Here is a 26,581-nt window from a genome sequence, read left to right on the forward strand (position 1 = left end):
ACGTACAAATAACCCAAAAACAAGGGGACAAATGAACAACAGAACAAACATTATTCCTCCAACAATAGAAACTTAAGGAAGATAATATGGGCTGGATCTATTTTGAAAATATTAATAAAGACCCTTTTGACCTTATGTAACGTGATGGAAATCACATGATTTAATGTAAAATAAATGAATAATTTAGAAATGAAATACAATTATCTAAATCGATGCATGATATGCTCTAGAAAGGGAGATAGGATTGAAGTTGGATTTGGAAGGGTTGAATGTGGATTCCTTGATTCAGATGCTTAAGGCATCATTTTCATTTGAGAATTGGGATGCCATGATTGAAATTGCAGACAAGCTACATGAACAAATTTCCGTCATATATGAAAACAATAGTAACCTCATAAGAGGTCCTAAACTGAAACGGAGTATCCCCTATTATTTTGGATATAGCTCATGCGCAAAAGGTATAGCACTACAAAAATCCGGTAAGTTTGACGAGGCAAAAATATGTATTCAGAAGTATGCTGACCTAGGCTGGATAGTAGGTTTAGATGAAGAGGGTATTAATGAAGTCGAATATTACCGCAATATAGCAAAAGCCAATTCATACGTTATCGATCTGCTGGAAGGCAAAATGGGAGTCCTACATAAATACGTTGAGTTTATTAGAAAAAGTGATGATGAAGAATTATTGCCGGGACTCATTACAATCTTAGAATCTTCGATAATACATGATTATTCCGTTGATTGGATTCTGAAGGAATTCAAAATCAATGTTGATGACATAGGAGAACATGAGACTATTGTGAATATCAGATACCATGAGGATTACATTTATCTGCTGGCGATGTATTACTATAAACAAGAGAATATGTACGATACAATCAACACTATTCTAGAAATCTTATTATTAAGCATCAAGCTAGACGATGATACAGGCTTCAAAAAATCAGCAGCGCTCTTTGAACTCCTTAGAGACCACGCCGATCAATCACAACTCAAAGTACATCACAATATCATGAAAACAATAATCGAAAAAGAGTTTACTAGGTCCTTCAGCTCGCGAATCGAGTTCAGCAATTTACACAGTTAACGATCACGGGGGTCGTCGTTGATTGGATTATAAAGTTGGCTATAAAAAAGGAGTGGTTCTCCGGTTAATGGGCGGAATCACTCCTTTAAGGTGTATTGATCCGGACCGGTCCGCTCGATCAGCTGCATTCTGCGGGATTTATCCCGTTCATTTCGCCACATTCGCTCGATCCGGTACATTCTGCGGGATTTATACCGCTCATTTCCCCGTATTCGCTCGATCCGGTACATTCTGCGGGATTTATACCGTTCATTTCCCCGTATTCGCCCGATCGACTGCATTCTGCGGGATTTATGCCGCTCATTTCTCCGCATCCGCTCGATCCGCTGCATTCTGCGGGATTTATACCGTAGATTTCACCGTATTCGCTCGATCCGATATATTCTGCGGGATTTATCCCGTTCATTTCGCCACATTCGCTCGATCCGGTACATTCTGCGGGATTTATGCCGCTCATTTCTCCGCATTCGCCCGATCGACTGCATTCTGCGGGATTTATACCGCTCATTTCTCCGCATCCGCCCGATCCGCTGCATTCTACGGGATTTATACCGTAGATTTCACCGTATTCGCTCGATCCGGTACATTCTGCGGGATTTATACCGTTCTTTTCGCCACATCCGCTCGATCGACTGCATTCTGCGGGATTTATACCGCTCATTTCTCCGCATCCGCCCGATCCGCTGCATTCTGCGGGATTTATACCGTAGAATTCTCCGTATATGCTCGATCCGGTACATTCTGCGGGATTTATACCGTAGATTTCACCGTATTCGCTCGATCCGGTACATTCTGCGGGATTTATCCCGTTCATTTCCCCGTATTCGCCCGATCCGGTACATTCTGCGGGATTTATACCGCTCATTTCACCGTATTCGCTCGATCAGCTGCTTTCTACGGGATTTATACCGTTCATTTCACCGTATTCGCCCGATCAGCCGCATTCTGCGGGATTTATCCCGTTCATTTCACCGTATTCGCTCGATCCGGTACATTCTGCGGGATTTATCCCGTAGAATTCTCCGTATATGCTCGATCCGGTACATTCTAAAGCAATTATCCCGTAGATTTCTCCGTATTCGCCCGATCAGCTGCATTCTACGGGATTTATCCCGTTCCTTTCGCCACATCCGCTCGATCCGCAACATTTTAGGGCATTAATGCCTCTATTGTCTCCGCAACCACTCCATCCGCCTCATTCTACGGTATAAATCCCGCTTCCTTTTCGCCGCTTCTACTCCAGCCGGCCTTTCTGCCCGCTCCACAACATGGTGTTGAACCCCCTCAAAATTCGTCGCTCAGTTGACGAACACCGGTTATTCGCCATGTTTTTAGTTTAACTTTCGTTCTTCTCATTTTACATAAGATTCTTTTCACACTTTGTTTGGATTTTTTAAAATCATACAAAAAAAGCCCCGATTGATTGCCTCGGGACTTTTTTTTGCTTTATTTTCTCCTATATTAAATCAAATCTACTTAACTGCCTAGCTTTCACTTCAAATAGTTCTCTAATGTTCTCCGTACCGCTCCTGGGCCTGCCATCATTTCCTGGAACATAACCTCAATCTTATCGCCTAGACCAATTGCGTACAACGGAACCCCAAAAAGTCGCTCATCTTCAAGAATGGGGCGCACACTTGCGGTTTGGTCTCCAAGCGAAACTCCTTGAAGGTAACCTTGCAGTGTTTCTAGTAACGGATCTGAACTCAATGTGAAGACCTCTCCAGCATCATTCACTCCAAGTAAGTAACGACACCACACCGCGATAGCCAGTGGAATCGCTGTTAGCTGCGCTGGATCGAGCTCCTCCCGTCGAATATAGGATTTAATAGTTTCACCGAACCGTATACCCACCTTCTGCGAAGTGTCTGTAGCAATCCGCTGTGGAGTATCGGGGATAAATGGATTGGCAAAACGCTCCGTAAGGACTTCGTCCAGGAACTGCTTTGGACTGAGAATCCCCGGGTCCACTACGACGGGCAGACCTTCTTTGTAACCGATTATCTCCACAAACCTCCGCAAAGTATCGTCCTTCATCTCATCCGCGATCAAGGTGTAGCCAAGCAGACAACCGGAAACAGCAAGCGCCGTATGCAGCGGATTAAGGCAGGTCGTTACTTTCATCGTCTCCACCTTGTTGACTGTCTCCCGGTCCGTAAAAATAATTCCGGCTTCCTCTAGTGGTGGACGTCCGTTCGTAAAGTTGTCCTCCACTACAAGGTATTCGCTAATCTCGGCATTTACGAAAGGAGCGGTATATGTGTTTTTGGAGGTAATGATTACATCCATATCACCAATTCCCTGTTCCAGAAGCGCGGCCTGTACACTCTCCGAAGGACGTGGTGTGATTTTATCGATCATGGACAATGGAAAGGTTATTAATCGTTCATCTTCCAGATAGCGCACAAAGTCTTCCACAACAAGTCCTCTTTGGGCCCATTCCTTAGCGATGGACACAATACCGTTCTTCAACTTGTCGCCATTGTGTGAGCAGTTGTCCATGCTGACAAAGGTCATCGGATATTGGCCTTTCAGATATCTTCGATAAGCAAGCGAAGCTACAATGCTCATGACATGAACAGGATGCTCCGGTCCGCTCTCGATATCCTTTTTCACAATGCCAAGATATTTATCATGCGGATCCGTCAACGAGTATCCCTTCTCCGTGATGGTGAAGCTGGCCATTTGCAGGCTCGGATTCTCGAACACCTCGATCAATCGGCGGTACTCCGCTTCACGGTTTTTGTCCGCTGCGATTCCCTCCACAATACTGCTGACTACTCTTTTCTGAAAATCACCACGAGCATTCATCAGCACTAAAAGGGTCAGATTGTCGTAGGGCTTGTAAACTTTATCAATCATTTCGAAATCAAAGGTTTCCACCGCAATAATACCTGTATCCGACTTCCTGCTATCCAGCAGCTTCTGATGAGCATTTGCCACGAATCCCCTGAAAATATTACCTGCACCGAAATGAATCCATTCCGGTTTAAGCTGTGTATTGTTTGCTACCTGCTCATAGTCGAACTGTGGAAGCTCCACTCCAGCAGCTTTCCAAGCTGCTTTTTCCCCTTGGATACTGCTTCTGGTCAGATGCAGCATTTATTTTGCCTCCTTGACGTTGTCCAAGCTATCCCAGACACCAAGCAAATACATGATGCCCATAGCTCTATCATACAAGCCATAACCCGGGCGGCAGTTCTTCTCTTCCCCCCACAGATGACGCCCGTGATCCGGACGTACATAACCAATGTATCCGTTCTCATGATAGGCTTTGACCACCTCGGCCACATCAACGCTTCCGTCACGCCCACGGTGCGACACCTCAATGAAATCACCGTTCTCAAATACCTTCACATTGCGGATATGTGCAAAATGAATACGGTCATGGAACTCGCGGATCATCGCTGGCAGATCGTTATCCGGATTCGTGCCGAGTGACCCTGTGCAGAACGTCAAACCGTTGTACGGGCTGTCCACCAAATCCAGAAAGCGGCGGATCATATCCCGATTGCGGATAATACGCGGCAGTCCAAAGATCGGCCAAGCCGGATCATCCGGATGAATAGCCATCTTGATGTCCACTTCCTCGCATACTGGAATAATGCGTTCCAGGAAATACTGGAGGTTGTCGAACAGTTTATCTTCCGTCACATCCGCATAAGCCGCAAACAGCTCATCTAGCTTCGCCAGCCGCTCCGGCTCCCAGCCCGGCATCGTGAACTGTCCAGCTCCCTTCAAAATCCGGTCCACCATCTCACGCGGATTATCGGTAATGGCAGCCTTTTCATAAAAGAGGGCATTCGAGCCATCAGGCAACTCTTTATACAGCTCTGTGCGGGTCCAATCGAAAACAGGCATAAAATTATAGCAGATCACCTTAACGCCAACCTTGGCGAGTTTACGAATGGTGTCGATATAAATATCGATATATTTATCACGGGTCGGCAAGCCGATTTTGATATCATCATGAACGTTGACGCTTTCTACTACAGCCGTGCTGAAACCCTTACTGGTGATTTGATCCGCCACTTCTTGGATCCGTTCCATTTCCCACACTTCTCCAGCTACTTTCTCGTGCAAAGACCAGACAATCCCCATTACACCCGGAATCTGCCGAATATGATCCAGCGTGATATTGTCATTGCCCTCGCCGTACCATCTCCACGTCATGTTCATTGATAAACCCTCCTGTGAATTCGTTTTCATCTATCTTGTATACAAGATTTACTTGATCATAGAATAAGAACAATTCTTTGTCAATCACAAATTCATCAGGAATTTTATCATAAAAACAAGGGATTTCCACCCTATTTTCATCTCGATAATTTTAATGAATGAACTTATCATGTATACTAGTACTGTATCTGTCATCAATAATTGAAAGCAGGAACAGAAATGTCAATCAAAGCTGAAATTCTAAACACATTGAAGCAAGAAATCCTCACGCTGGCGTTAAAGCCAGGTACCATTCTAAGTGAAACAGCCTTGTCTGAGCGGTTTCAGATTTCACGTACGCCGTTGCGTGATGTTCTCAAGCAGCTTGCACTGGAATCTTATACCGATATCTACCCGAAAAAAGGTAATATTGTGTCCTTTATTGATCTTGAATCTGTTGAACAAATCACATACTTGCGTTGCACACTGGAAAAGGAGATCCTCAAGGATCTTTCTGCACAGCTTTTACTACCCGGGGTGCACGAACTGAAGGAGATTCTTAAGAAACAAAAAGAGGTCATCGGGCAGGAGAATGCTGTAGATTCTTTCCTTAATTTAGACGACGAGTTTCACCGGGCCTTGTACAGGCTTGCTGGACGTGAGTATCTGTGGACTCTGATCCAGCAGTCGAATGTACATTATCTCAGGTACCGCAGACTGCACATGCTCAAGACCGACAAGCTGGAAGAAATCTGGAGCGAACACCAATCCATTCTTGAGCTTATGGTGCAAAAGGAAACCACCAATATCGGTCCGCTAATCCACCACCATCTTCGGGAAGATATTCATTCACTGGACTTTCAGGAGAACTTCTCGGAATACCTAAAAAAATAGTCGGCCAAAAAGCGGCTTGCCCATAAGTTAAGTGCCTTCCCGGATAAAACTTCGTTATAAGAAGAAACTCACAAGCTTCCTATTCCTTATTAAAAAAACAAAAAAACCTTGATTTCTCAAGGTTTTCGTAAAAAATGAACAAGGACTATAACGCCGCACTAATAGCTTAAATTTGCTCCGTTAGAGGTTATGACCTTTTTGTACCAGTAAAAGCTGTCCTTACGCAGACGCAGCAGCGTTCCATTGCCTGCATCATCCTGATCAACATAAATGAAGCCGTACCGCTTGCGCATCTCCGAGGTGGAAGCCGAGATCAGATCAATACAGCCCCAGCTGGTGTAGCCCATTAGCTCCACGCCATCGGCAATGGCTTCCGCCATCTGCTCAATATGCTGTGCCAGATACTCTATCCGGTATGGATCACGGATGGTGCCATCCAGTTCGAGTACATCTGCAGCACCCAGACCATTCTCTACTACAAACAAAGGAAGCAGGTAGCGGTCATGCATCTCCTTGAGCACAAACCGCAGCCCCTTTGGATCGATCTGCCAGCCCCAGTCGGAAGTTTTCAGGAAGGGATTCTTCAGCCCTGAGGACAGGTTACCTTCCGTGGTGGCCGTGATGCTCTCATCCACACTGACTACTGAGGACATGTAGTAACTAAAGGAAAGAAAATCTACAAGATTGTCCCGCAGCAAAGCTTCGTCCCCCGGCAACATGGTTATTGTCACTCCATGCTGCTCCAAATGCCGGCGGATATAAGAAGGATAATAGCCTCTAACCTGAACATCGGAGCAGAACATTGCCATTTGGTTCTCCGCTTGCGCTTTCAGTACATCACCGGGATGACAGGAATATGGGTAGAGCAGCTTGCGGGCCAGCATGCAGCCGATCTGGAACTGCGGATTGATCTCCCGGCCCCGCTTAATCGCAAGCGCACTGGCTACGAACTGGTGATGCAAAGCCTGAAAAGCAACCTGCTTCTCATTTGACTTGCCATCCAGAATAATCCCTGCGCCCAGAAACGGCGCTTTGAGCGTACAGTTGATTTCGTTGAAAGTCAGCCAATACTTCACCTTATCCCGGTAACGGGTGAACACAGTTTCCGCATAACGGACGAACAGTTCAACCAGTTCTCTGGATTCCCAGCCGTTGTATTTGGTGACTAGGTGCACAGGCATTTCATAATGGGAAATGGTGACCAGCGGCTCGATATTATATTTACGCAACTCATCAAAAACATCGTCGTAGAAACGCAGTCCCGCCTCGTTGGGTACCTGCTCATCGCCATTCGGATAAATACGTGGCCAGGAGATGGACATACGGAATACCTTAAAACCCATCTCAGCGAACAAGGCGATATCTTCTTTGTAGCGGTGGTAGAAATCAATCCCTCTGCGTTTGGGGTAATTTCCCTGATTATCATCCTGTATGGCCTCTTCTAGCTGTGGACCGGACATGGACAATAGCTGCTCCAGGCTCTGCCGTTCCTTAGGAGGACAATATTTGACTACATCAGCAGTGGACAAACCCTTGCCGCCCTCATTATATGCGCCTTCGACCTGATTGGCGGCTACCGCACCGCCCCACAGGAAGTTTTCCGGAAATGGATAAGTCATCGGTTGAGCCTCCTTTTATTAATTGGTGGCAGCGGTTGCTGCCGCTTTAGCTTCAGCCTGCTGCTCTTGCTCCAGCGCTTCGGCATCGGCTTTTTTAAAGAATGGATAGTAGATCATGAAGCTTGCACCAATCATAACCAGCTGGAACGCACTTACGCGCCAGCCCCCGTTCATCCAGCCATTAACCAGCACCGGAATGCCCAGCGGCACCTGAATCCCGTGCAGCACAGGAAGGATACCCAGCGTCGTCAGAAGAATCGCCAGACCACTACTCACCAGCGGAGTCAGGATAAACGGAATCATAAACCGAACATTCAGCACCAATGGCATCCCGAAAATCACCGGCTCATTGACACCGATCAGACTTGGGATAATTGCCAGTTTACCAAGTGTCTTATAACGTGTAGATTTGGCGAACAACATCGCAATAATGAGACCTAACGTTGCCCCCGCACCACCGATCAGTACATAAACCGGGAAGAACGGTGAACCAATGATATGCGTACCTTCCACACCTCTTTGGTAAGCGTCCAGATTCTCAAGTCCCAAAGCCACCCAAATCGGGCCGACAACGGAATAGACTACCAAGGTGCCGTGAACTCCAAAGAACCACAGCAGGTGAATTACGAAGATGCAGATCAGCATCGCCCACCAGGTACCCCCCAGACTAGTCAGTGGCAGCTGGATAATCGAGAAGACAAACTCGTGCATATTGCCATATTTCGTTGCGGCGAAAATCGCCGTCAGCACTAGCATCAGAACCGCTACGATAAAACCAGGCGTAAGCGCGGCAAAAGATTTCTCGACCGTGGGCGGAACACCCTTCGGCATTTTGATATAGAATTTCTTTTCCAATACAAAGGTATAGATCTTACCTACCAGCAGTGCCAGGATGATTGCCACAAACAATCCCTTGGCGCCCAACCAAGAGTAACCAAATGCTTTGGTCACACCGTCATCCAGCAGACCTTTTGGTGTAACTAGCAAGAAACTCATCAGCGCCAAAATCCCTGCCGAGAAGCCTTGCTGCTTATGTTGGGTAGCGAAATTATAAGCGATGGAGAACACCGCGTAGAGTGCGATCAAATCAGTGGTTACGGTTGCCGGAATCGAAGTATAAGTTTTGAGTCCAGTGCTTTCCAGGAAATTCTGATAAGGATCAAGCTTGAGTGCATTAATCAGGGAAAAAATAGCGCCCAGAATCAATATTGGCATCAAGGCCATCAGACCGTTGGAAATAGCGCTGATATAGGTGTTTTTTTGGATTTTCGTGCTGACTTTCTGGATCTTGGCTCTCCATTCTGCGCCGCCTGCCATGACTTAAGCCCCCTTCTCCATCAGTTCAAGTGCTGTAGCCAGCACCTTGTCCCCATCCATCATGCCATAGTCCATCATATCGATCGTAGTTACTGGAATGTTCGGATATTCTGCGGCCAGATCGCCTTCGGCGTGTCCCATTTGTGGTCCAAGCATAATGATGTCAAAAGGCTTTTGATCGGCGATATCACTCTCCGCTACTGCATCAATAACCACTTCAACCCCTTGTGTCCGTGCCGATTCTTTCATCCGTTCCACCAGCATACTTGTCGAGAATCCGCCTGCACAGGCGAGCAATATTTTTTTCATCTTAGTTGACCGATCCTTTCAATTCTAGTTCGAGTGCTTTGCGTTCTTTGATTTCTTCGATCAATTCCACAGCCAGTTCTCTAACCGTCAGGGCATTCATCAAATGATCCTGCGCGTGAATCATCAGCAGCGTAATTTCTGTCTTTTCGCCCCGGCCTTCAGCCTGGATCAGCCCCGTTTGCACTTTGTGTGCTTTGGTCAGGCTGGTCTTGGCGTTCTTAATCATCTCGCCCGCTTCTTCCAGGTTTCCGGCGCGCGCGGTTCTTACCGCTTTTAGGCTAAGGCTTCTAGCCTCTCCGCTGCTGGCAATAATCTGCATAATCGTTTGTTCATAATCCATGGGTTCTCCACTCCGTATCGTCATTTTATTTATAGTAGGTTCTCTATCTCATTCATAAATTGCTCATAACTATTCGTGTTTAGCAGCCGGTTACGGCTGTCTTCCTTCTCCATTAGAACCAGTAGCAGCTTGCTGATCTCTTTGTGCAGGAACAACTGCCCCGGACCCAGATTGATCAGAAAAATCAACTGGACCGGCTTACCCTCATAGATCAGCGGTTTCTTCAACACGGTTACACTGATACAGTCGCGGATCGCGCTCATCCGCATCGGATGCGGGCCGGCCACCCCATTTTTGTAAATGGTGGTGAATTTCTGCTCTCTGAGCAGCACTTGTTCAGGGAAATCGTCAGCTGCATAATGATTGCCCACGATCTCCCGGCAGCGCTGCTTTAACAGCTCCATGTAATCTTCGTCCGAACCAGACAGATGGAACAGCTCCCTGCGGAACAAATCCTTGAAATCCATCAGCTTGTAGGACGGTTCTGTACGATTAATCTGCAAAGACAATATTTCTTTGATCCGCTGAATCTCTTGATCATCCAGCAGCTGTTTGATATGGATCACCGGTTTTTCCTTAATCTCTGTTGCCAGCGGTACAGTAGAGAGAATCAGATCCACAGGCTTGCTGCTGATCTCCTCCACCTCCGTAATGGAGGCTGTGATCACCGACGCTTTGGGGAATACCGCTTCCAGCTTTAGCCGGATTAACTGGGCACTGCCCCCTCCCGTCGAGCAGATCACGGCAATCCGCTTGAACTTCTCCAGATTGCGCTGCTGCATCCGTTCCAGATGGGTGGCAAAATGCAACGCGACATACCCTGCCTCATCGCGCGACATCCGAAACCCGTACTGCTCCTCTACAATCTCAGCGAAGCGGAAGGAAATGACGAACACATTGGCATACTGGCTGTAAACATCCTCCACCAATGGGTTGCCGAGCTGAAGATTGTAATACAACCGGTTCAGCAGCGGGAACATATGCAATAGAAGCGCTTCGCGCAGCTCGTGATCTTGAGTGAATCCAGTGAGGAACTCGCGGTCCAAGCGCTCCAGAATAGCCGTAATTCCCTCCCGCAGATGCGATTTGGTCTCTTCCGACATCCGCTCCATAATGGTCTTACCAGAAATGTGCAGCGCCAAATAATCAATCTCATCCGCCGGAAGCTTAATCCGGTAGTGAGAGGAGATAAAATCTGCGATGCTCCTAGCAATATCCTGATACAGCGGCTCAGGTGTTCCCTGCAAGGCTTGACCAGCCACAATGAAATTGTGCTTGGAAACCCGGTATAGAAGAATGAACAGATGGGTCAAGATATTATCCAGAAACACATCTGAGATCTTCAGTTCTTTTTCCTTGAGGATTTGCAGTAGAAATCCCTTAAGCTGCTCAGCATCAAAGTCCTGACTGAAGGCATGAAAATCCTCCGTATGCTGCAGTGTATGACCCGATTGCAAGATAAAGTAAGAAAAGGCTTTGCGGAAGTCTTGCTCTTCCCCCTCGATTTTCATGCCATAATGAGCCCGACGTTTCAAGCTAAGCCGGAAAGCGGCCAGTCGCTGCTCTACTTCCTTCAGATCGGAAATAATGGTAGAACGGCTGACGCCGATTTCTTCCGCCATGTTATCCATAGACTGATAGCCATCGTTCTGCAAGAGATAAAATAGCAAATACTGCTGGCGTGACTGCTTATTATCGAGATCCACCTGATCCAGCTGCAGCATGCCTTTTTCTTGGTAGCTACTGAATTTGGCTTCATCACCAATCTCCAGCAGATAACCCTGGCCGCGGATCATACGGATACCGAAACCATTCGCCTCTCCTGTTTTGTCGAGTCCACGGATCACGTCACGGAGAGTCCGTTCGGACAACCCCACTTCGGCAATCAGCTCACTCATGCGCACAGGACTCTTGCGGGTATATAAAATATTAACAATCGTATATTCTCTCACCTTAAATTCCCTCATTTGTGATACTAGTATCGGATGAAGCACTCAGCTGGTTATGAATACATCATACGTGGAAGCGTTATCTTCTGAACAGTTTGTATTCTGCTGTTTGGAACGGCAGAAACTGACGGATAGGTAAATAACGGATTAAATTCTTAGCATACATTATTTGTGGCCACAAATCAGGAGGAAATATACAACAAAGGGGAGAGTGCCGATTAATTGTTAAAATAAACAAAAATAAATTAGTTAGGAGGACGATTCATTTTCTACAGATGGGATGTGAGGGGAATAGGATTAATATATAGAGTCAAAAATCCCAAGGTCAGTATGACCTTGGGATTTTGATTATCTTCTGCGGGGAATCCCGCATGGCTTTGCAATATTTTTTATCCACTACATGCCTACAGCTGAGGAAACTGCGGCAAAGATTGCCGCCACCAGCCAAAGAATTGGAAACAGCTTGAGAATTACCTTTAACCATTGTCCAAAATTGATCCGGGCGATGGCCAAACCTGCCAGCAGCACACCGCCTGTTGGCGAAATGAGATTCGTTAATCCATTTCCAAATTGGTATGCGGTTACTACTGCTTCGCGGTTAACACCCACAAGATCGCCTAATGGTGCAAGCACAGGCATCGTCAAGGCCGCCTCTCCTGATGAAGAAGGAACCAAGAACGTAATAATATTATGCACGACCAGCATGATGGTGGTGAACAAGTAATTCGGCAAGCCCTCAAGCATAGTAGCCAGCCCATTCAAAATGGTATCGATAATCATCCCGTTCTCTGCAACGACGAGGATCCCCCGGGCCAAACCGATAATCACGGCAGCGTAGATAAATTCTCCGCAACCTTTAACAAAATTCTCGGCAATTTCCTTCTGACTCATCCGGGTGACAATCCCCGAAAAAATCCCAAGTGCAAAGAAAAGCGCTCCGATCTCGGTCATATACCAGCCTTTGCTCAGTATTCCCCAGACAATTAGCCCCAAGGTAAAGATGAAGCCTCCAATAATTAATTTATCCCGGTTCGAGAAACTTACATCTATCCCATCGTTCTCCTTGATGAAGTGTTGGCGGTTTAGAATATCATTTTGGAATACCGCTGATTTCTCCGGATTCTTCTTCACCCGCTGCGCATACCACATCGTAAAACCAATCGATATCGCAGTAAAAACAACCCATTCAATAAATCTGAGCCATAGCTGTGGATTTCCCTGCACCCCTGCTACGCCTTGCGCAATCAATACAGAGAAAGGATTAACGGTTGATCCGACATAGCCGATCTGTGTTCCGAGAAATAGAATGAGAATCGCCGTCATGGAGTCAAAGCCCAAGGCAAACATTAACGGTATAAAAATGGCATAAAGCGGAATGATTTCTTCACTCATTCCAAAGGTTGAACCCCCCAGGCTGAAAATCACCATGGCTATCGGAATCAGTAATATCCCTTTACTTTTGAGTCTTCCGGCTAGAGCCATCAGTGCCCGGTCAATCGCCCCAGTCTGCAGAATAATTCCAAAAGCTCCCCCTACAATCAGGACGAAGGCGACGACATCAGCAGCATTGATGATTCCTTCTAACGGCGCACTGACAATTTGGGCAAGTCCTTGTCTCAAATCCCCTTGCTCACTGATTTTGGGAACGGTATGATAGGTTCCCGGGATAATGGCTGTTCTGGAGGAACCATCCACCAGCACTTCCTGACGGTCAAATTGGCCGCTCGGGACAATCCAGGTTAATCCGGCAATAGCCACGATAATCAGAAAAATCAATGTATAACTATGAGGAAGGGACCATTTTATTTTACGTTTAACCGTTTCCATTTCTACCCCTCGTTCCTGGCAGCATCATAGGTGATTTGACCGGCGGTAATTGTCAAAATCACACGTGCATCTCTAATCTCGGTTGCAGCTGTATCCAGAAGATTACGGTCAAATACAGCGATATCAGCAGCTTTTCCAACTTCCAAGGTTCCTGTACTTTCCATACCGCAATGTCTGGCCCCGTTAATCGTCCAGGCCTTTAGGACTTCTGATGCCGGCATCCCCTGCTCGGAATTCCAGCCTCCCGGAGGGGATCCATCAGGGAACAACCGAAAAGAAGCCGCATACAGCGAATCAGGAACACTGGTGAGGAAAAGCGGCAAATCTGTACCTATCGTAATCGGTACATTGGCCTCAAGCATGGACTTGTAATTATAAAACCGGCTTTCATTCTCTTTTCCGGCCACAGCAGCCATATAAGCATCCTCATAAGAAGAATTTAAGAGCAAGATCTGGGCATATACCTCGGCAAAAATCCCGTTCTCCCCCATCCTCTGAATGTCTTCGGGATGTGGATATTCTAAATCGCTGATTGAATGCCTAATCCGCTGTTCTCCCCGGTTACGATTGCAATCTTCGATCATGTCTACTGCCTTACGAATTGCTGCATCCCCCTCAGCCGTTAGACAGCATTTAATTCCATGGCTATCTGCTGCCCGAAATGCCTCTTCTAACCCTTCGTAGTCAACTGACTGCAAGTTTGTAACACCTGGCATATCCGCATAAGGCTCCAGCATATCTCCCGTATGATCAGCTACCACACCATCCAACATCAGCTTATATCCCTGAAACCGAAGAAATTCTCCTTGATAACGCTCTTTGTACTGCAAACCCGTGGAAATATCAAGCGGCTGCAATACAGGTTCAAGCGCAAAATGGACCCGCAACGGCAGCTCTCTCGCTGCTTCCAGCTCTTCAAGGACCGGCAGCAAACCGCTATGCCTGTCAAAGCCTATATCTTTTATCGAAGTGACACCCCGTTTAGCAAGCACTCGGGCAAAGTCCAAAAACTCTTGTCTGACTAATTCCTGATCCTGCATCATGTCATAAAGGAGGAGGGCGCGTGATTCCGCGCTGCATTGGTCAGGGAGAAACTGATACTTATCCTGAGCAAGCTTGTTCATCCAACAATAGCTTTTCGTCAGATTAATGGCGATTACAGCCCTTTCAGTAAAAGCTTCGTCTAATAAGCTTTGCCCCGGAAGCTCGCCCCAACACTCTTCACTCCACCCGTAAGCGTATACATTTTGCTTTGAGGGTATTTTTTCTGCTTCTTGTTTAAGCAACTCTAAAGCCTCTTGAATTGTAGCGACATTCGTCAGATCCACTCCACGGTGCATGGACATATAACCGGTAAAAAAAACATGGTTATCATGTATACCAGGCATAATGAACGCATCCTTCAGATGATGAACAAATGTTGCCGGTCCTATCCATTCCTCTGCTTCTGCCGGGATTCCAACCGCGACGATTCGCTCCCCTTGCAGGGCAATAAATGCCGGTGAAGCGCCATCTTCTATTCCTGTAAATACTGCATTAGACAACAGTACCCGATCTGCAAAACCATGTTTAACTGCTTCCATGATTTCAACGCCTTTCTGCCGATTAATAATACGACTTATAACGTTATATCGAAGCTTCTGCTTCCCGCTTACCGCAAGAAGCAGAATGAATTATAAAGTAAATTGATAACGGTCACCGATAATGTACTGCTTGCCTACATGAACCGGCTGACTGTCCTGATCATAAATAATAGTGTTCATATAGAACAAAGGATCACCAATGGGAATCTCCAGTAATTTTGCTTGCTGTTCATCAGCCAAGGTGATTTGCAACACCGTTTCTCCCGGCTGATTGGGATCAATATGATAACGTTTCCGCAGCAGCTCATATACCGATCCTTCAAGCTTTTCATCCATTAAGAAAGAAAAACGGTCATACGGATAATAGTTATTTTCCAGCATTAGGGGTCTTTCGCCAGCATATCTTTTACGTTGAATATATAACACCGGTTCACCCTGCTGTATTTGCAGCCGCTCCGCGGTTTCCTGATCGGCTTTAAGCTTAGTTCTCTCCGTAACGACGCTGTGTGATGAAACACCATTGGCTTTGCAGGCCGCCGTAAAACTGATGACATGCTCAATCTTGCGGCCGATCTTTTGTGCGTTGACAAAAGTGCCCTTGCCCTGGCGTTTCGTCAGATATCCCTCATTCACCAATTCCTCTATAGCTTTCCTAACAGTAATTCGGCTGACATTATATGTTTCACTAAGCTCAATTTCAGTAGGAATTTTATCTCCTGAATTAAAGGTACCGTTCGCAATGGCGGATTGGACCGCTTTTTTCAATTGAATATATAATGGCTCTGCCTGCTCTGAATTTAACATGATTTACCCTCACTTGTTATATAACGTTATATTACTCTATTGTTAGAGTAACAAACGATCCTCTTTTTCACAAGCAAAGATAAGTACACATCCGTTGTTAATAAGAAGCCCCGAATCCAAAGGAACCTTCCACCATACAGCTCTTGGCAGCTAATCTGGAGCCTTCCCGCATAGCAGCTTGAATATCACCATCCTTAATCATACTCATTAAAAAGGCAGTAATATAAGAGTCGCCTGCTCCCATCGTATCAACAGCCTCAATAAGCTCAGGGGTCTGATAATAAAAGCTTGCTCCATCATAGGCAATGGATCTGTCTCCCCCGCGTGTTGCCACCAATACTTGGCCTTCTCTTCTGCGTTTAGTCTCAATAAAATTCTGCGTCTCTTCATCCGTCATATGGCTGCAGGAAAAGAAAGCAAAATCCGCATTGCCAATATACCGTTCTACCTGCGCATCCTCGAAGTCATCGGAGAAATCAAAAGAGAGGGGAATTCCCAGTGCATTCAGCTCCGCAAGCAAATGTCCGGTGTGACTATAAAGCCCTGTATGGATGATATCAAACCCGCGGATATATTCTCTGTCGGCTTCACTCAACGCTATTAGATTCAGTCTGGTAACCCCGCCTTCGTTGCTGCCCAGAAATACTCGTTCCCCATTCTCTAAGGTTACCCGTGCACATCCATTCTCTCCGCTATGATGTCTGCAATGTGAGATATCGATTTCCAGCTGCTGCAGCGTATTTTCCACAAGACGTGCCTCGTCATCATCGCCGAAAACACCGAGGAAAGCCGCGTCAGCTCCTTCACCTTTGGCGAAAACACTAAAGTTGAGCGCATTGCCGCCGGGATACATCGTACGCTGATGAACATACTTGTCTACCACATTATCGCCAATACCTAGAACTTTCATGGTTTATCCTCCCGATTAGTAGGCTACTTTCCCCATATAACGGCGGGTTTCTAGCGGATGATTTCTCACCTCGGCAAGAGCCTCGCGATAGACACAAATGATACTGTAGAATAATACCGGATTAAAGAATTCCACAACTTCATCAGCAATTGTACCAATTCCCAGCTCTTTAGCATCAATCACTTCGACTTTCTCTGCATACTGATTCAGGAAAGTCCGTGCCCGTTCATCCAGCTCACGGGTGCGCCCTTCATTAATCATTAGGATGAATGGGGTTTCTTTATCCGTCACTTCAAAAGGACCATGGAAGAATTCACCGGAGTGAATCGCCGCAGCATGCAGCCATTGCATTTCCATCAAAGAACAGATTGCAAATCCATAAGCATGTCCGTACGAAGCTCCACTTGTCAAGATATAATAAAGCTCCTCATTACGGTATTTGTTGGCAAACACACGGGCACGTGGAGCGACCTGCTTTTTACCCTGGTTAATAATGCCATCGATGGCTTCCAATCCTTTTTGAAAAGCTTCAACATGCGCATACCCTTCAGCCGCATCTAACAATTGAGTAGCGAGATCCAGAATGATAGCCATCGGGTTATTTTTCACATTGCTATCATCTCCCCATTCATACAAGAAAGAATAATCAGAGTAATTCAGCAGCGCAGCTTCCTTGTTATGGGTTAGGCCAATGGTGTGCGCTCCATGCTGTTTGGCTACTTGCGCCGCAGCTACCGATTCCGGTGTATTTCCGCCATGGGAACAAACGATTACTACCGATTGTGTGCCCAGACGTTTAGGCAATGCATGAACAAACTCATTCGCCGTATAGAGCCCCATGAAGCGTCCTGGAAAAATTCGAAAATATTCTCTTTGGATGTTAGTCTGCCTAAGAGTTGCTGTCGCAGGTAGTGATCGACGCGTGGGAACTACGATAACAGCAATGAATTTGGTATGTTGGATTAATGCGCATGGTGGCTCTGCTTGCTATGTAGAGGCTAATTCAAACAATCATTTGGCTCAGGTTGTTCACTTATTTGAACCCAATAAGACAGGGAATGCTTACAGGTTGGAAGGCAATGATATGTATATAACTGAAGAATTGAACCAGAAATACAATGTTATTGTAAAGGATTGTGGAGTTCTCGGCGAACGTATTCAGGAGAGTTTTTCAGCAGCAGACATTCGGCTTTTGTGCGGATCTGCAATGCCTTATGATTTGGCACAATTTTATCGAGCTATTGAAAGATGAAAGAAATCTAGTTACACAGTCATTTGGATTGTTTGTTCCATATGATTTAAAACCGTACATGCTTGAAACAATTGATCCTTTCATTTTGTTTGGAGAACCTTCACACCTTTTATTTGATTTTTATTCCAACGAAGCTTTACATCAAAAGTTGCTTGAAGCTTATATCATAGCATTATAATGAGTTCTTTATTCTTTAAGGTACTCCAATAAAAAAGTTGGGCAGTGATTATCTGCCCAACTTACGTTCATATCCAACTTTCAACACCCCTAACTAATAACTGTGGCTATTATAAGTTAAGAAGCTAGCATTTAACATTAATTTTTATTTTCTACATATAATCTCATAAATTCATCTGCAAATTTCCTAACAAAATCCCGATCCAACGCAGTAGCTAAGGTCTCATCGTTTTCCCTTGCATTTTTGCTCCAATTATAAGATCCATGCATAACAAATTCAAAATCAATAATACAAAATTTATCATGAAGTCTGTTCTTACCCGTTAAGGGAACTTTAATTGTTTCAAAATTTGTTACTAATTTAGTTATTAAAAATCTATTACTTTCTTCATCTGATGTAATAATTCTAATTTGAACACCAGCATTTTTCCTTAATAGTAATTCGTCAAAGATCTCTTTGTCAGTAAACCATGCTACAGCAGCCCAAATTGTATATTTGGCATTTCGAATTCCTTGAATAATCGTGTCCTTTATTTCATCGAAGATAGCATCATGTTCTTTAATTGGTTCTTCATCAGCTAATTCCACTGGTTTCGGCTTAATGAATAATCCCCATAGAGAATATTCTTCTGTATCAATGTATACAATCCCAGCCAATTTATCAAATTCAGCTTTTAATTCATTTGCAGTTTTTAGTAATGGCACTGGTACACGTAGATCTATGTACTCTTTACGTTGGTTAGGAACTCTTGTATAATCACTAGTTTTCCGATAAGCGATCATAGAGTGTCTTAAAATACCAAGCAATTTATCTCTGTTACTTTTATAAAGATCATCATACTTTACCATTTCAATCATTGTTTTCAAAAAAATATGTTCCTCCATAGCGCTCCTCCAACGTTAATTTTTACTTATTTTCTTTTCATTTTACCATATAAAATATTAAACAACTAAGCCATCCGAATAGTCCAAAACACCAACTTTAGTTAGCAAAAAACAAGACCTTTGCTCATTCTGAACTTTGGTCTTGTTTCAAGCAGCTGCTTTTGTATCCTTTTAGCCTAACTTTAGATTCTTTATTACTAAATTATATTCATAAAATTTGTTATCGTCTATTAGCAATATCCAGATTTTTGGATGCTCCACATCTTTATCTAAATACTTGTACTAAGTGACGATTTGCATTATAAGGTGTTCCTCTGTTTGTATTTCTTCCTGTTTCGGCTATTAATATTAAATTATTTCTAGCCCTCGATGATAAAACATAAAGTAATTTCTTGGAAATTTCATTTTCATCAATTTCACGGGTGAATATATTATTCCAATGAGGAAGGTAGCCCCATAAAAGACAAAATCCTATTACTGTATCATACTCAAGCCCTTTACATTTGTGTGAGGTAATAAAAGTTACACCTCCTGATTTAGCAAACCCATTTCTATATACTGATATCGAATCTCCTAGTCCAATCCTTCTTTGCTTAGTTAAACATTTTTTTTCAAATTCATTTAGTTCCAACAGTAAAACTTGAAACATATTAATATCTACATTCAACCTACTAAAAAAATATAAAAATGCTTCCTTTAAATAATCCACTCCAAGTACAGTAACAGATGTGAATGAATTACATATTTTCAATATTTTCTGTGGAGTAAATTCAATATTAACCATTTCGGGAATTTTCGCTACAAATAACTCCCAAAATTGTTTAGCCCATTTTATGCGTTTTATAACTTTGTCTGGTGCAGGAGTGGATAAGAATAACTTAGAAAGATGAAAAAAAAGATTATTATCATCTCTACATAAGGGAGACAAGCCAACAGCATCTAAAGGAATTTCAGGAGCTATTTGTTTAATTGCTCTTGCCATATTAATTAGTGGTATCCATTGAGGAGCGATCACAGCTATCTCTTTAAATGGAATACCTTTGTTATCATGTAGGTCATATATTATTTCTTTAATAAAAGTTGCTAGATCACCAACGGATACAACACTATTGTAAGTTATTAACGAAATATTATTTTTGTTTTCTCCCTTTGCTTCAATTCTCTCTCCATAGATTTGAAAATTTCTATAAATATCAATAATTTGTTGTGTTGACCTATAGTTACCCATTAGGTTTTTTTCCTGAATATTATAGCCACCAATACATGCTTCTATTTCTTGTTTGGTTTTTGAGACTCCTCCAAGTGTTTGATAAATACCTTGATTCGGATCACCAACAAATAATAACTTAGATCGATTTCCACTAGCCTTTATTATTTCACCTATGATTAAATACTGTAATTCTTGCGTATCTTGATATTCATCTATAAGTAACCATTTAAAAATAGTAGACAAATTTTTTGCTACCGAAGTATTGTCTCTTAATACTCTATATGAATAATACAGAATTAGATCAAAGTCAACGAGACGCTCAGCCTTCAATCTGCGATCGTACTCTCTAAGTAACAAATCATTATCACTATTTAGATTAGCTAATTCACCATTTGCATTACGGCGTGTACTATAATTTATGTTGCCTAACTGCATAGTGTTCTTAATACTATCAATAATTTCTTCTGAATGTTCTTCATCAATAAAGGAGTAACCATACCTTAATTCCTCAACCAAATACGAAAACGGCTTCAAAACCCACTGTATACAAAAAGAATGAATTGTACCTCCCCAGTAAAATTGATCTTCAATGCAATTAGACTCTAATCTATGCTCAATCTCTTCAGCCGCTAGGTTTGTATACGTAATAGCTGCAATTTTTTGATTTTTCTTCAGCTTAGCTCCTTCATAAATCAACTTTGCAACAAGTGTCCGTGTTTTCCCACTACCTGGACATGCAGCAACTAACATATGATCATTATATTCTACAACCTCTTTCTGTTCAGCATTTAGCAAATTAAGGAGATTCAATAATATTGCCCCCTTAACATTATGAATTTTGTAATAATGCTATCTTGATTCAGTTGGCAGAAGGAGTCAACAATATTAGCAACAGAAGGGTTTGCTCCATATAAAAATTCCACATGATTTACCAAGCTTTCGTAACCAGCATTTCCTAAATGGTACTGAATTATTGAGAGTATATGTCTTGTATCTATTGAGGCAGCAAAGGCTATTGCATTCAGTAAATAATCGGGAATGACAGTACTCTCATCTAGACGTGCTGCAATAGCGAGAGCCAGCCAGCCTTTACCCTCCATTTTGGCTAAGCGTAATATCTCTTTTCCGTAGATGCTGATATCTCGATCTCTAATTTTTGCAACGGCATTATTTTGATCTCCTACCCGCTGATATATATCATTTCGAATTACATTCTCAATAATTTCCTTGTTCCCTACTTTTATTAACTCGACTTCAAAAGTATTTGGGGCATAAAAGACCGAAAGATATTCATTACCCACACAAAAATCATCCAACTTTTGTTTTCGAAGTTCTCCAGCTGATTGAGAATCTCCGCACTTTTTTTGAAAGTCTTTATCTGCGTAATTAACATCATTTAATGGAACTATTGAGAGATCATTGTCAGTAACGATAGCACATTTTCTTTTAATTCTTTCTTCAGAGAATAGGCGTGCTATGTTTGTAAATTGAGTACTACCAACATTAATGATACTAACTCCAATCTCATCCAATGTTATACCGAATACCTTCTTCACCATTTCTGGAATAAGTATAAGTTCTGCATCGCCCTCTACAAGTATCACTGATTTTGCAAATAACAGTGTTGATCTCGTAGCATCAAGATAACGCTCTATCTTTCTTACTTCATTAACATCTAGTCCTGTACTAGGTTGGGATACTTCACAGCAGTTATTTTGAAGGTAAACGATGTTTACAGAATTTAAAGAACTGGATGAAGAGATATGGCTTGAATGAGTGGTTAATATTATCTGGGTATTTTCATGATAATGATATTTTTGAAACAAAGTCTTTTGAATATGGTTATGCAAATGCGCTTCGGGCTCTTCAATTAACAGAAAGTGCGCTGCTTTATTTTGATCATGGTCAAGCTTACTGTACTCCTCAAGTTTTAATGCTAAATAGAGTAAATTGGCACCACCAAGACTCATCTCGTTTAAATCACCAATATAGTCCTCATCCATAAGTTCACCCGCTCGAATATTTAACGCCTTTAATGTTTGCTTAAAATCATCTGACAAATTAGAATTAATCTCTATTCGAGGTGCATATGTATGTCCTACAGTTCTGTGTAGTGACTGGGATACTCCAACCGCCAATTCTTTAATTTCACGTAAATTTGTTATGTGTAGGTTCAAATCTCTAATAGTACTACTGACTGCTTCCGTACTTGACTCATCAATATTAAGATTGCTTAATAATCTGAGTAATGGTGAAGTTCTTGGATTTTTCAAATCCCCAATAACATCTCTGAGTGCTTTCGCATAAGTACAAGCAAAATCATTTTTGAAGATAAATTGGTTTGCTGGTGTTCCGAGTAAAACGCTATCTTCTTCATCAGGATTTGGAAAACTAAAATTAGTAAAATCCCCAACTAGTGTTTTATAAGTCTCATCATCACAAAAGTCAGCTGATCCCCTACCAAACAAAACCGACTCATAGTTATTAATCTTTAATGAAGAAAGATAGTTTAGAAATTCCGCATCATCTGCCCATTCCTCCGTCATGTCGTATAGCTTCTTCCGTACTTCATACTTCGGTCTGAAGTATAAATTTAATGATCCACTATTTTCAAGAGTGTGGGTACCTTGAAAAATTAGAGCCTGTGAAGAATCTTCGTCAGAAAGATTTTCAAAATGAAGACTAATAACGATCCAGTGCCCACGCCAACTTACGAGGGAGCGATTGAAATCTGTATCAAGAAGATTTGTTGAAGATCTCGGTAGATTTTCATCAATTATAAGTCTTAACGCATACAAGGCATTTGTTTTACCAGATCCATTAGCTCCTATTATTGTATTTACTCCATCTTTGAAAACAAAGCATGCCTTTTTAAAGTTCCGAAAGTTCCTAATTTTCAAGCTTGATATATGCATAATAAACCTCCAATTTGCTGATTAACGTTGAATTTTCAAACCTCTTCTTTTCAAAATTCTACCATAGATTTCAGCTACGATATAGGTTTAAGTCATCTGAATTTAACGTTAAACAGAGCAGTGCTTATTATTGAACAAAAAAAAGAAACCCAATAAATATTCCGGGTTTCCCAATTATCATAATCATCTTAATATTGGTTTTTATTATTGTTTCAGTTTCGTTGATTGTTCAATAAAGCTCATTGTATTCACTTGTTGTTTCTCAATGAAGTCATATACATACCCAGTTGAGTATAACAATGAGAAGCCACAAAACAAAATCACTGCAAATAACATATGGTATGGCTTGCTTGTAAACTTAACAGTACGCCTTATGAAAAATGCCGTTATTCTATCATTAAATGCACGGTTCAAATTCACAGAAAGCATGTGGATTAATAGAATAAAAAGGAGGATATTTGGCAGAAGACTTAACAAATATCCGACACCAATTATTCCAAATCTAGCAATTCGGTCTATCCCAGCTGAACTAATGAAATCCGAGAAACTAATTGTAGAAATTATTGAAACATCCTGTTTCGACATTACAAAAAGTTGGATGCAATCAAAGACTAATATTCCAAATAGCTGTATTGTCCATAAACGATTTAGTTGGTCATAACAATTGTTTCTATACAATTTAACAGCAACGGTCAAAGTACCAACAATACCAATAATTATTAAGCTAGCCATAAAGTTCATTAGTTCCGAGTGATACTTTACATATAAATATGATAATACAACCCCAACTATGGCAATTACTCCAAAAATAGAATTATCATCGTCTGATGTGTTTCGATTGTTATATCTTCTTCTAGGTTGTTTTGGAGAGGCTGTAACAACTGTCTGAGTTATGTAATGTATACTCTCTCGTACAGTGGTATGATTGTTAATGCCATCATTCTGACTTTTTTGGGTCAAAATTAAACCTGATATTAAGCCAATTAGCACATCTTTAATCATATCTATCCAATTATGTTGAAGATAATTTATTAACCATTCAGCCAATATAGTCCCTCCAAAATTAAGTTAAGGAGTGGAGTTTTATCCACTCCAGTAATAAGCTAATCTTCCTTTCGCACGCCCTTGAAAGCTCCACCCGAAGTTTTTTGATCCACAAAACGACCTGTTGATGTATCTCTTTTCACAAAGTTCCCATTAGGAGCTTGGAACTGAGAACGTTTTGATACAGCGCCTTTACGGAAACCACTACCAGAATTTTTAGCCAATCTACTCACCCACCTTTTATATTTCAAGTAATGTACTTCTACCTAAAAAAACACTATTAAAGTCTTATTTATTATCCTTTTCATCTTTGTTTTTTTGTTTATCAAGATAAGCCTGATGCTTTTCTTCAGAGACTTCGAAACAAATTGCTTCAAGGCCTAATTGACTTGCATAAACTCGAGTACCGTCTTTACGAGTAATAAACTTACGGCAAATCAGCAAAATCATCTTTCCCTTCATAATATGATGTATTGTTGAAAAATCATCATCGTGATATTATGAAATCACCTCTAATTCCATAAATAAGCACGTCGGTATTACTATCCATTAAATCGTAGGTTCTCGACAAACGAACCTGCGATTTTTTGTTTTATCCATCACTGATTCCTCCACAGCTTCGATTTCAATTTCGATTTTGAACTCTGATCTAATTATAACTCTCTTTTGCAGAGAGTTCAAATACAATTTTGAAGTCGATTGTTTTAAAAATGGAGTATTCCTCCATTAATAAAACAAACTGCGATAAACATATTGTCTACCGCCTTCTTCAAGCTGGACTTCATAGCGCTTCAACAACCGCATTTCATTTAATTTATTTAGCTGTGTACTGGTTAAATTTAGTCTCTTATCCAATCGATCAGTAATATCCCGTGCAGTTACCTCACCAAGTTCATTTGCAATTATAAGAATTTCTTTAAGCGAATCTCCTATATTCCCCATGATAGCAACTTCATCTTCTTGCTTGCCAACCACTGTCACTTCTTCTTCTTTGAGGGTTAAATCAATATTATAGATATGGTCATGTTCTTTACTCAGGTTCATTAAAACAAGATACTTATCATCAGTTTTGTAATGCTTCATAAACTCTCGAATAGGTTTTACAATAAGTTCATCTGCTCCTGAGCCATTAATACCCTCCACCTGATTCATATCATAATAAAAAACAGTTCCTGAAGAAGCCATTTTCATTTGTTCCATTAATCGTTCCCTAATTGGAATTAACTTTGGTCTAAACAGTAAGTTAACCGTCTCATGCCCTTCACTCAATAAGTTTAAATATATCATACATATCCACCATTCTATTTGATTTCAAAATAAAATTTGAAATCTACTTGATAAATAATATATCAATTTTAATCGTTTCAAGTCAAGGGTTTACTACAATATAATAATACGTACCATTGAAGTAATTCCCCTTACCAAGAGGTACAACTCTATCATTAAAGACTTGATAAGCACTTTTATGAGTTCGTAAATAGAATTCGGCATTATTTAACATCAACGCAACATTTCGAACATCTGGTAAACCTTTTCCTCTTCCCTCGCCTCGTGAAGACGCATTCGTAAAAATCGCTTGTCTTACTACATCATCGTCATCAAAAGAATCAATATGAGACTCCAAACTTTCTACAATCCCTATTCCATTGTCACAAATAGCAATCCCCATTTTCCCCCCTCTATAAGACTGTACGCAATAAAAGCATGAAACCACATCATTATATTTGCCGTGTTCAACTGAATTTAACCCTAGTTCTGTCACAATACGACTGATATTAGATACCTGGTTTGCTGCTATCCCCTTATTTCTTAAAATTCGTTTTAAGGAACTATCAAACTTTTCTACATCCGTATCAGAACTGCATAAGGTAATTTCGTTTAAAGAATCCTCCTTATTATAACGTTTTCGATTATACAAAGTCCCCATATCTAATTCGTATTCAAAAGCCAACCTTACGTCATTCGGGCATAGCTGAAAAAAATTCATCCTTTCCATATAACTAACAACATTCGTATCTTCTATTCGTTGAATACGTGGTACCAACGTGTCCAAATAAAAATATTTATCTAGAAAACATAAGCTGGATAGTAACGCGGTGCATCCCAAAGGTGTTACAAAATTTAGGAGCGATAAATCAACTGTTATTGTATCCCTCATTTTCATTTGATGATAACTTAGTGCACAAGAATTTAGCCACTCATGAATTTGGTTAATATCCCTTAATTCCCCAGCAACTTTCAACAAGCTTCTTCACCTCTCTATGTGATGACTGTAATCAGCAAAAAGCGAGGAATCTCCTC

General features: G+C 42.1%; 24 protein-coding genes. 4 read left to right on the forward strand and 20 right to left on the reverse strand.

Annotated elements, in window-relative coordinates; genetic code table 11:
* The first annotated feature begins 244 nt into the window (after positions 1–244).
* Both NYE72_RS22765 and NYE72_RS22770 read left to right on the forward strand, forming a co-directional pair.
* The gene (locus NYE72_RS22765; protein WP_141118619.1) at positions 245–1,087 is read left to right on the forward strand and encodes a DNA-binding protein; all 843 of its coding nucleotides are present in this window, start codon (positions 245–247) and stop codon (positions 1,085–1,087) included.
* 22 nt (positions 1,088–1,109) lie between these two features.
* Positions 1,110–2,138, forward strand: coding sequence for a hypothetical protein (locus NYE72_RS22770; protein ID WP_339210456.1), 1,029 nt, complete (start codon positions 1,110–1,112; stop codon positions 2,136–2,138).
* 440 nt (positions 2,139–2,578) lie between these two features.
* Here NYE72_RS22770 and NYE72_RS22775 read toward each other — a convergent pair whose 3' ends face one another.
* Positions 2,579–4,189: a mannitol dehydrogenase family protein gene (locus tag NYE72_RS22775; RefSeq protein WP_076225241.1), complete on the reverse strand. Its 1,611-nt coding sequence runs from the start codon at positions 4,187–4,189 to the stop codon at positions 2,579–2,581.
* Entirely contained in the window at positions 4,190–5,266 is a 1,077-nt protein-coding gene (gene uxuA / locus NYE72_RS22780) for a mannonate dehydratase (RefSeq protein ID WP_038572722.1), read from the reverse strand.
* A gap of 219 nt (positions 5,267–5,485) precedes the next feature.
* Between uxuA and NYE72_RS22785 the strand changes: the two genes are divergently transcribed.
* A complete protein-coding gene (locus NYE72_RS22785) occupies positions 5,486–6,139 on the forward strand; it encodes a GntR family transcriptional regulator (RefSeq protein ID WP_036683283.1) in 654 nt (217 codons plus the stop codon).
* Positions 6,140–6,297: 158 nt separating this feature from the next.
* Here the strand turns inward: NYE72_RS22785 and ascB are convergent, their stop codons facing one another.
* The 10 genes from ascB to NYE72_RS22835 all read right to left on the reverse strand — a co-directional run bounded on the left by ascB (position 6,298) and on the right by NYE72_RS22835 (position 17,637).
* Positions 6,298–7,758 carry a 6-phospho-beta-glucosidase gene (gene ascB / locus NYE72_RS22790; RefSeq protein ID WP_339210460.1) on the reverse strand — a complete coding sequence of 487 codons (1,461 nt, stop codon included), beginning with the start codon at positions 7,756–7,758 and terminating at the stop codon, positions 6,298–6,300.
* Positions 7,759–7,776: 18 nt separating this feature from the next.
* Complete coding sequence (locus NYE72_RS22795) at positions 7,777–9,075, reverse strand: PTS transporter subunit EIIC (RefSeq protein WP_036683289.1); 1,299 nt, start codon at positions 9,073–9,075, stop codon at positions 7,777–7,779.
* A gap of 3 nt (positions 9,076–9,078) precedes the next feature.
* Entirely contained in the window at positions 9,079–9,384 is a 306-nt protein-coding gene (locus NYE72_RS22800) for a PTS sugar transporter subunit IIB (RefSeq protein ID WP_036683292.1), read from the reverse strand.
* A 1-nt stretch (position 9,385) separates the two neighbouring features.
* Positions 9,386–9,724 (reverse strand): PTS lactose/cellobiose transporter subunit IIA, encoded by a 339-nt coding sequence (locus NYE72_RS22805; protein WP_038572728.1) that lies wholly within the window; start codon positions 9,722–9,724, stop codon positions 9,386–9,388.
* Between the two features lie 29 nt (positions 9,725–9,753).
* A complete protein-coding gene (locus tag NYE72_RS22810; protein WP_339210463.1) occupies positions 9,754–11,676 on the reverse strand; it encodes a BglG family transcription antiterminator in 1,923 nt (640 codons plus the stop codon).
* 393 nt (positions 11,677–12,069) lie between these two features.
* Positions 12,070–13,500, reverse strand: a complete 1,431-nt coding sequence (locus NYE72_RS22815) for a YfcC family protein (RefSeq protein WP_339210465.1) — start codon at positions 13,498–13,500, stop codon at positions 12,070–12,072.
* 2 nt (positions 13,501–13,502) lie between these two features.
* Positions 13,503–15,083 carry an amidohydrolase family protein gene (locus NYE72_RS22820; protein ID WP_339210468.1) on the reverse strand — a complete coding sequence of 527 codons (1,581 nt, stop codon included), beginning with the start codon at positions 15,081–15,083 and terminating at the stop codon, positions 13,503–13,505.
* A gap of 90 nt (positions 15,084–15,173) precedes the next feature.
* The gene (locus NYE72_RS22825) at positions 15,174–15,887 is read right to left on the reverse strand and encodes a GntR family transcriptional regulator (protein ID WP_339210471.1); all 714 of its coding nucleotides are present in this window, start codon (positions 15,885–15,887) and stop codon (positions 15,174–15,176) included.
* 97 nt (positions 15,888–15,984) lie between these two features.
* Positions 15,985–16,797, reverse strand: coding sequence for a fructoselysine 6-kinase (locus NYE72_RS22830; protein WP_076272235.1), 813 nt, complete (start codon positions 16,795–16,797; stop codon positions 15,985–15,987).
* A 15-nt stretch (positions 16,798–16,812) separates the two neighbouring features.
* Positions 16,813–17,637: an SIS domain-containing protein gene (locus NYE72_RS22835; protein ID WP_339210474.1), complete on the reverse strand. Its 825-nt coding sequence runs from the start codon at positions 17,635–17,637 to the stop codon at positions 16,813–16,815.
* A gap of 82 nt (positions 17,638–17,719) precedes the next feature.
* On the opposite strand from NYE72_RS22835, the gene NYE72_RS22840 reads away from it, so the two are divergent.
* Positions 17,720–18,049, forward strand: a complete 330-nt coding sequence (locus NYE72_RS22840; RefSeq protein ID WP_339210476.1) for a hypothetical protein — start codon at positions 17,720–17,722, stop codon at positions 18,047–18,049.
* Positions 18,050–18,364: 315 nt separating this feature from the next.
* On the opposite strand, the gene NYE72_RS22845 is transcribed toward NYE72_RS22840, so the two are convergent.
* The 8 genes from NYE72_RS22845 to NYE72_RS22880 form a co-directional block, all read right to left on the reverse strand.
* Entirely contained in the window at positions 18,365–19,111 is a 747-nt protein-coding gene (locus NYE72_RS22845) for a phospholipase D-like domain-containing protein (RefSeq protein WP_339210478.1), read from the reverse strand.
* A gap of 265 nt (positions 19,112–19,376) precedes the next feature.
* Complete coding sequence (locus NYE72_RS22850) at positions 19,377–21,131, reverse strand: ATP-dependent helicase (protein ID WP_339210480.1); 1,755 nt, start codon at positions 21,129–21,131, stop codon at positions 19,377–19,379.
* Positions 21,128–23,236, reverse strand: coding sequence for an AAA family ATPase (locus tag NYE72_RS22855; protein WP_339210482.1), 2,109 nt, complete (start codon positions 23,234–23,236; stop codon positions 21,128–21,130). Before NYE72_RS22855 ends, NYE72_RS22850 begins: the two co-directional genes overlap by 4 nt.
* A gap of 204 nt (positions 23,237–23,440) precedes the next feature.
* Positions 23,441–24,283, reverse strand: a complete 843-nt coding sequence (locus NYE72_RS22860; protein WP_339210484.1) for a hypothetical protein — start codon at positions 24,281–24,283, stop codon at positions 23,441–23,443.
* Positions 24,284–24,339: 56 nt separating this feature from the next.
* On the reverse strand, positions 24,340–24,504 hold the full coding sequence (locus NYE72_RS22865) for a hypothetical protein (protein ID WP_339210486.1): 165 nt from the start codon (positions 24,502–24,504) through the stop codon (positions 24,340–24,342).
* 64 nt (positions 24,505–24,568) lie between these two features.
* Positions 24,569–24,730: a hypothetical protein gene (locus NYE72_RS22870; RefSeq protein ID WP_339210488.1), complete on the reverse strand. Its 162-nt coding sequence runs from the start codon at positions 24,728–24,730 to the stop codon at positions 24,569–24,571.
* A gap of 276 nt (positions 24,731–25,006) precedes the next feature.
* A complete protein-coding gene (locus NYE72_RS22875) occupies positions 25,007–25,567 on the reverse strand; it encodes a hypothetical protein (protein ID WP_339210490.1) in 561 nt (186 codons plus the stop codon).
* Between the two features lie 82 nt (positions 25,568–25,649).
* Positions 25,650–26,525 (reverse strand): ATP-binding protein, encoded by an 876-nt coding sequence (locus NYE72_RS22880; RefSeq protein ID WP_339210492.1) that lies wholly within the window; start codon positions 26,523–26,525, stop codon positions 25,650–25,652.
* Between the last annotated feature and the right edge of the window lie 56 nt (positions 26,526–26,581).

Source organism: Paenibacillus sp. FSL L8-0333, assembly GCF_037965665.1.
GTDB classification, from domain to species: domain Bacteria; phylum Bacillota; class Bacilli; order Paenibacillales; family Paenibacillaceae; genus Paenibacillus_AQ; species Paenibacillus_AQ odorifer.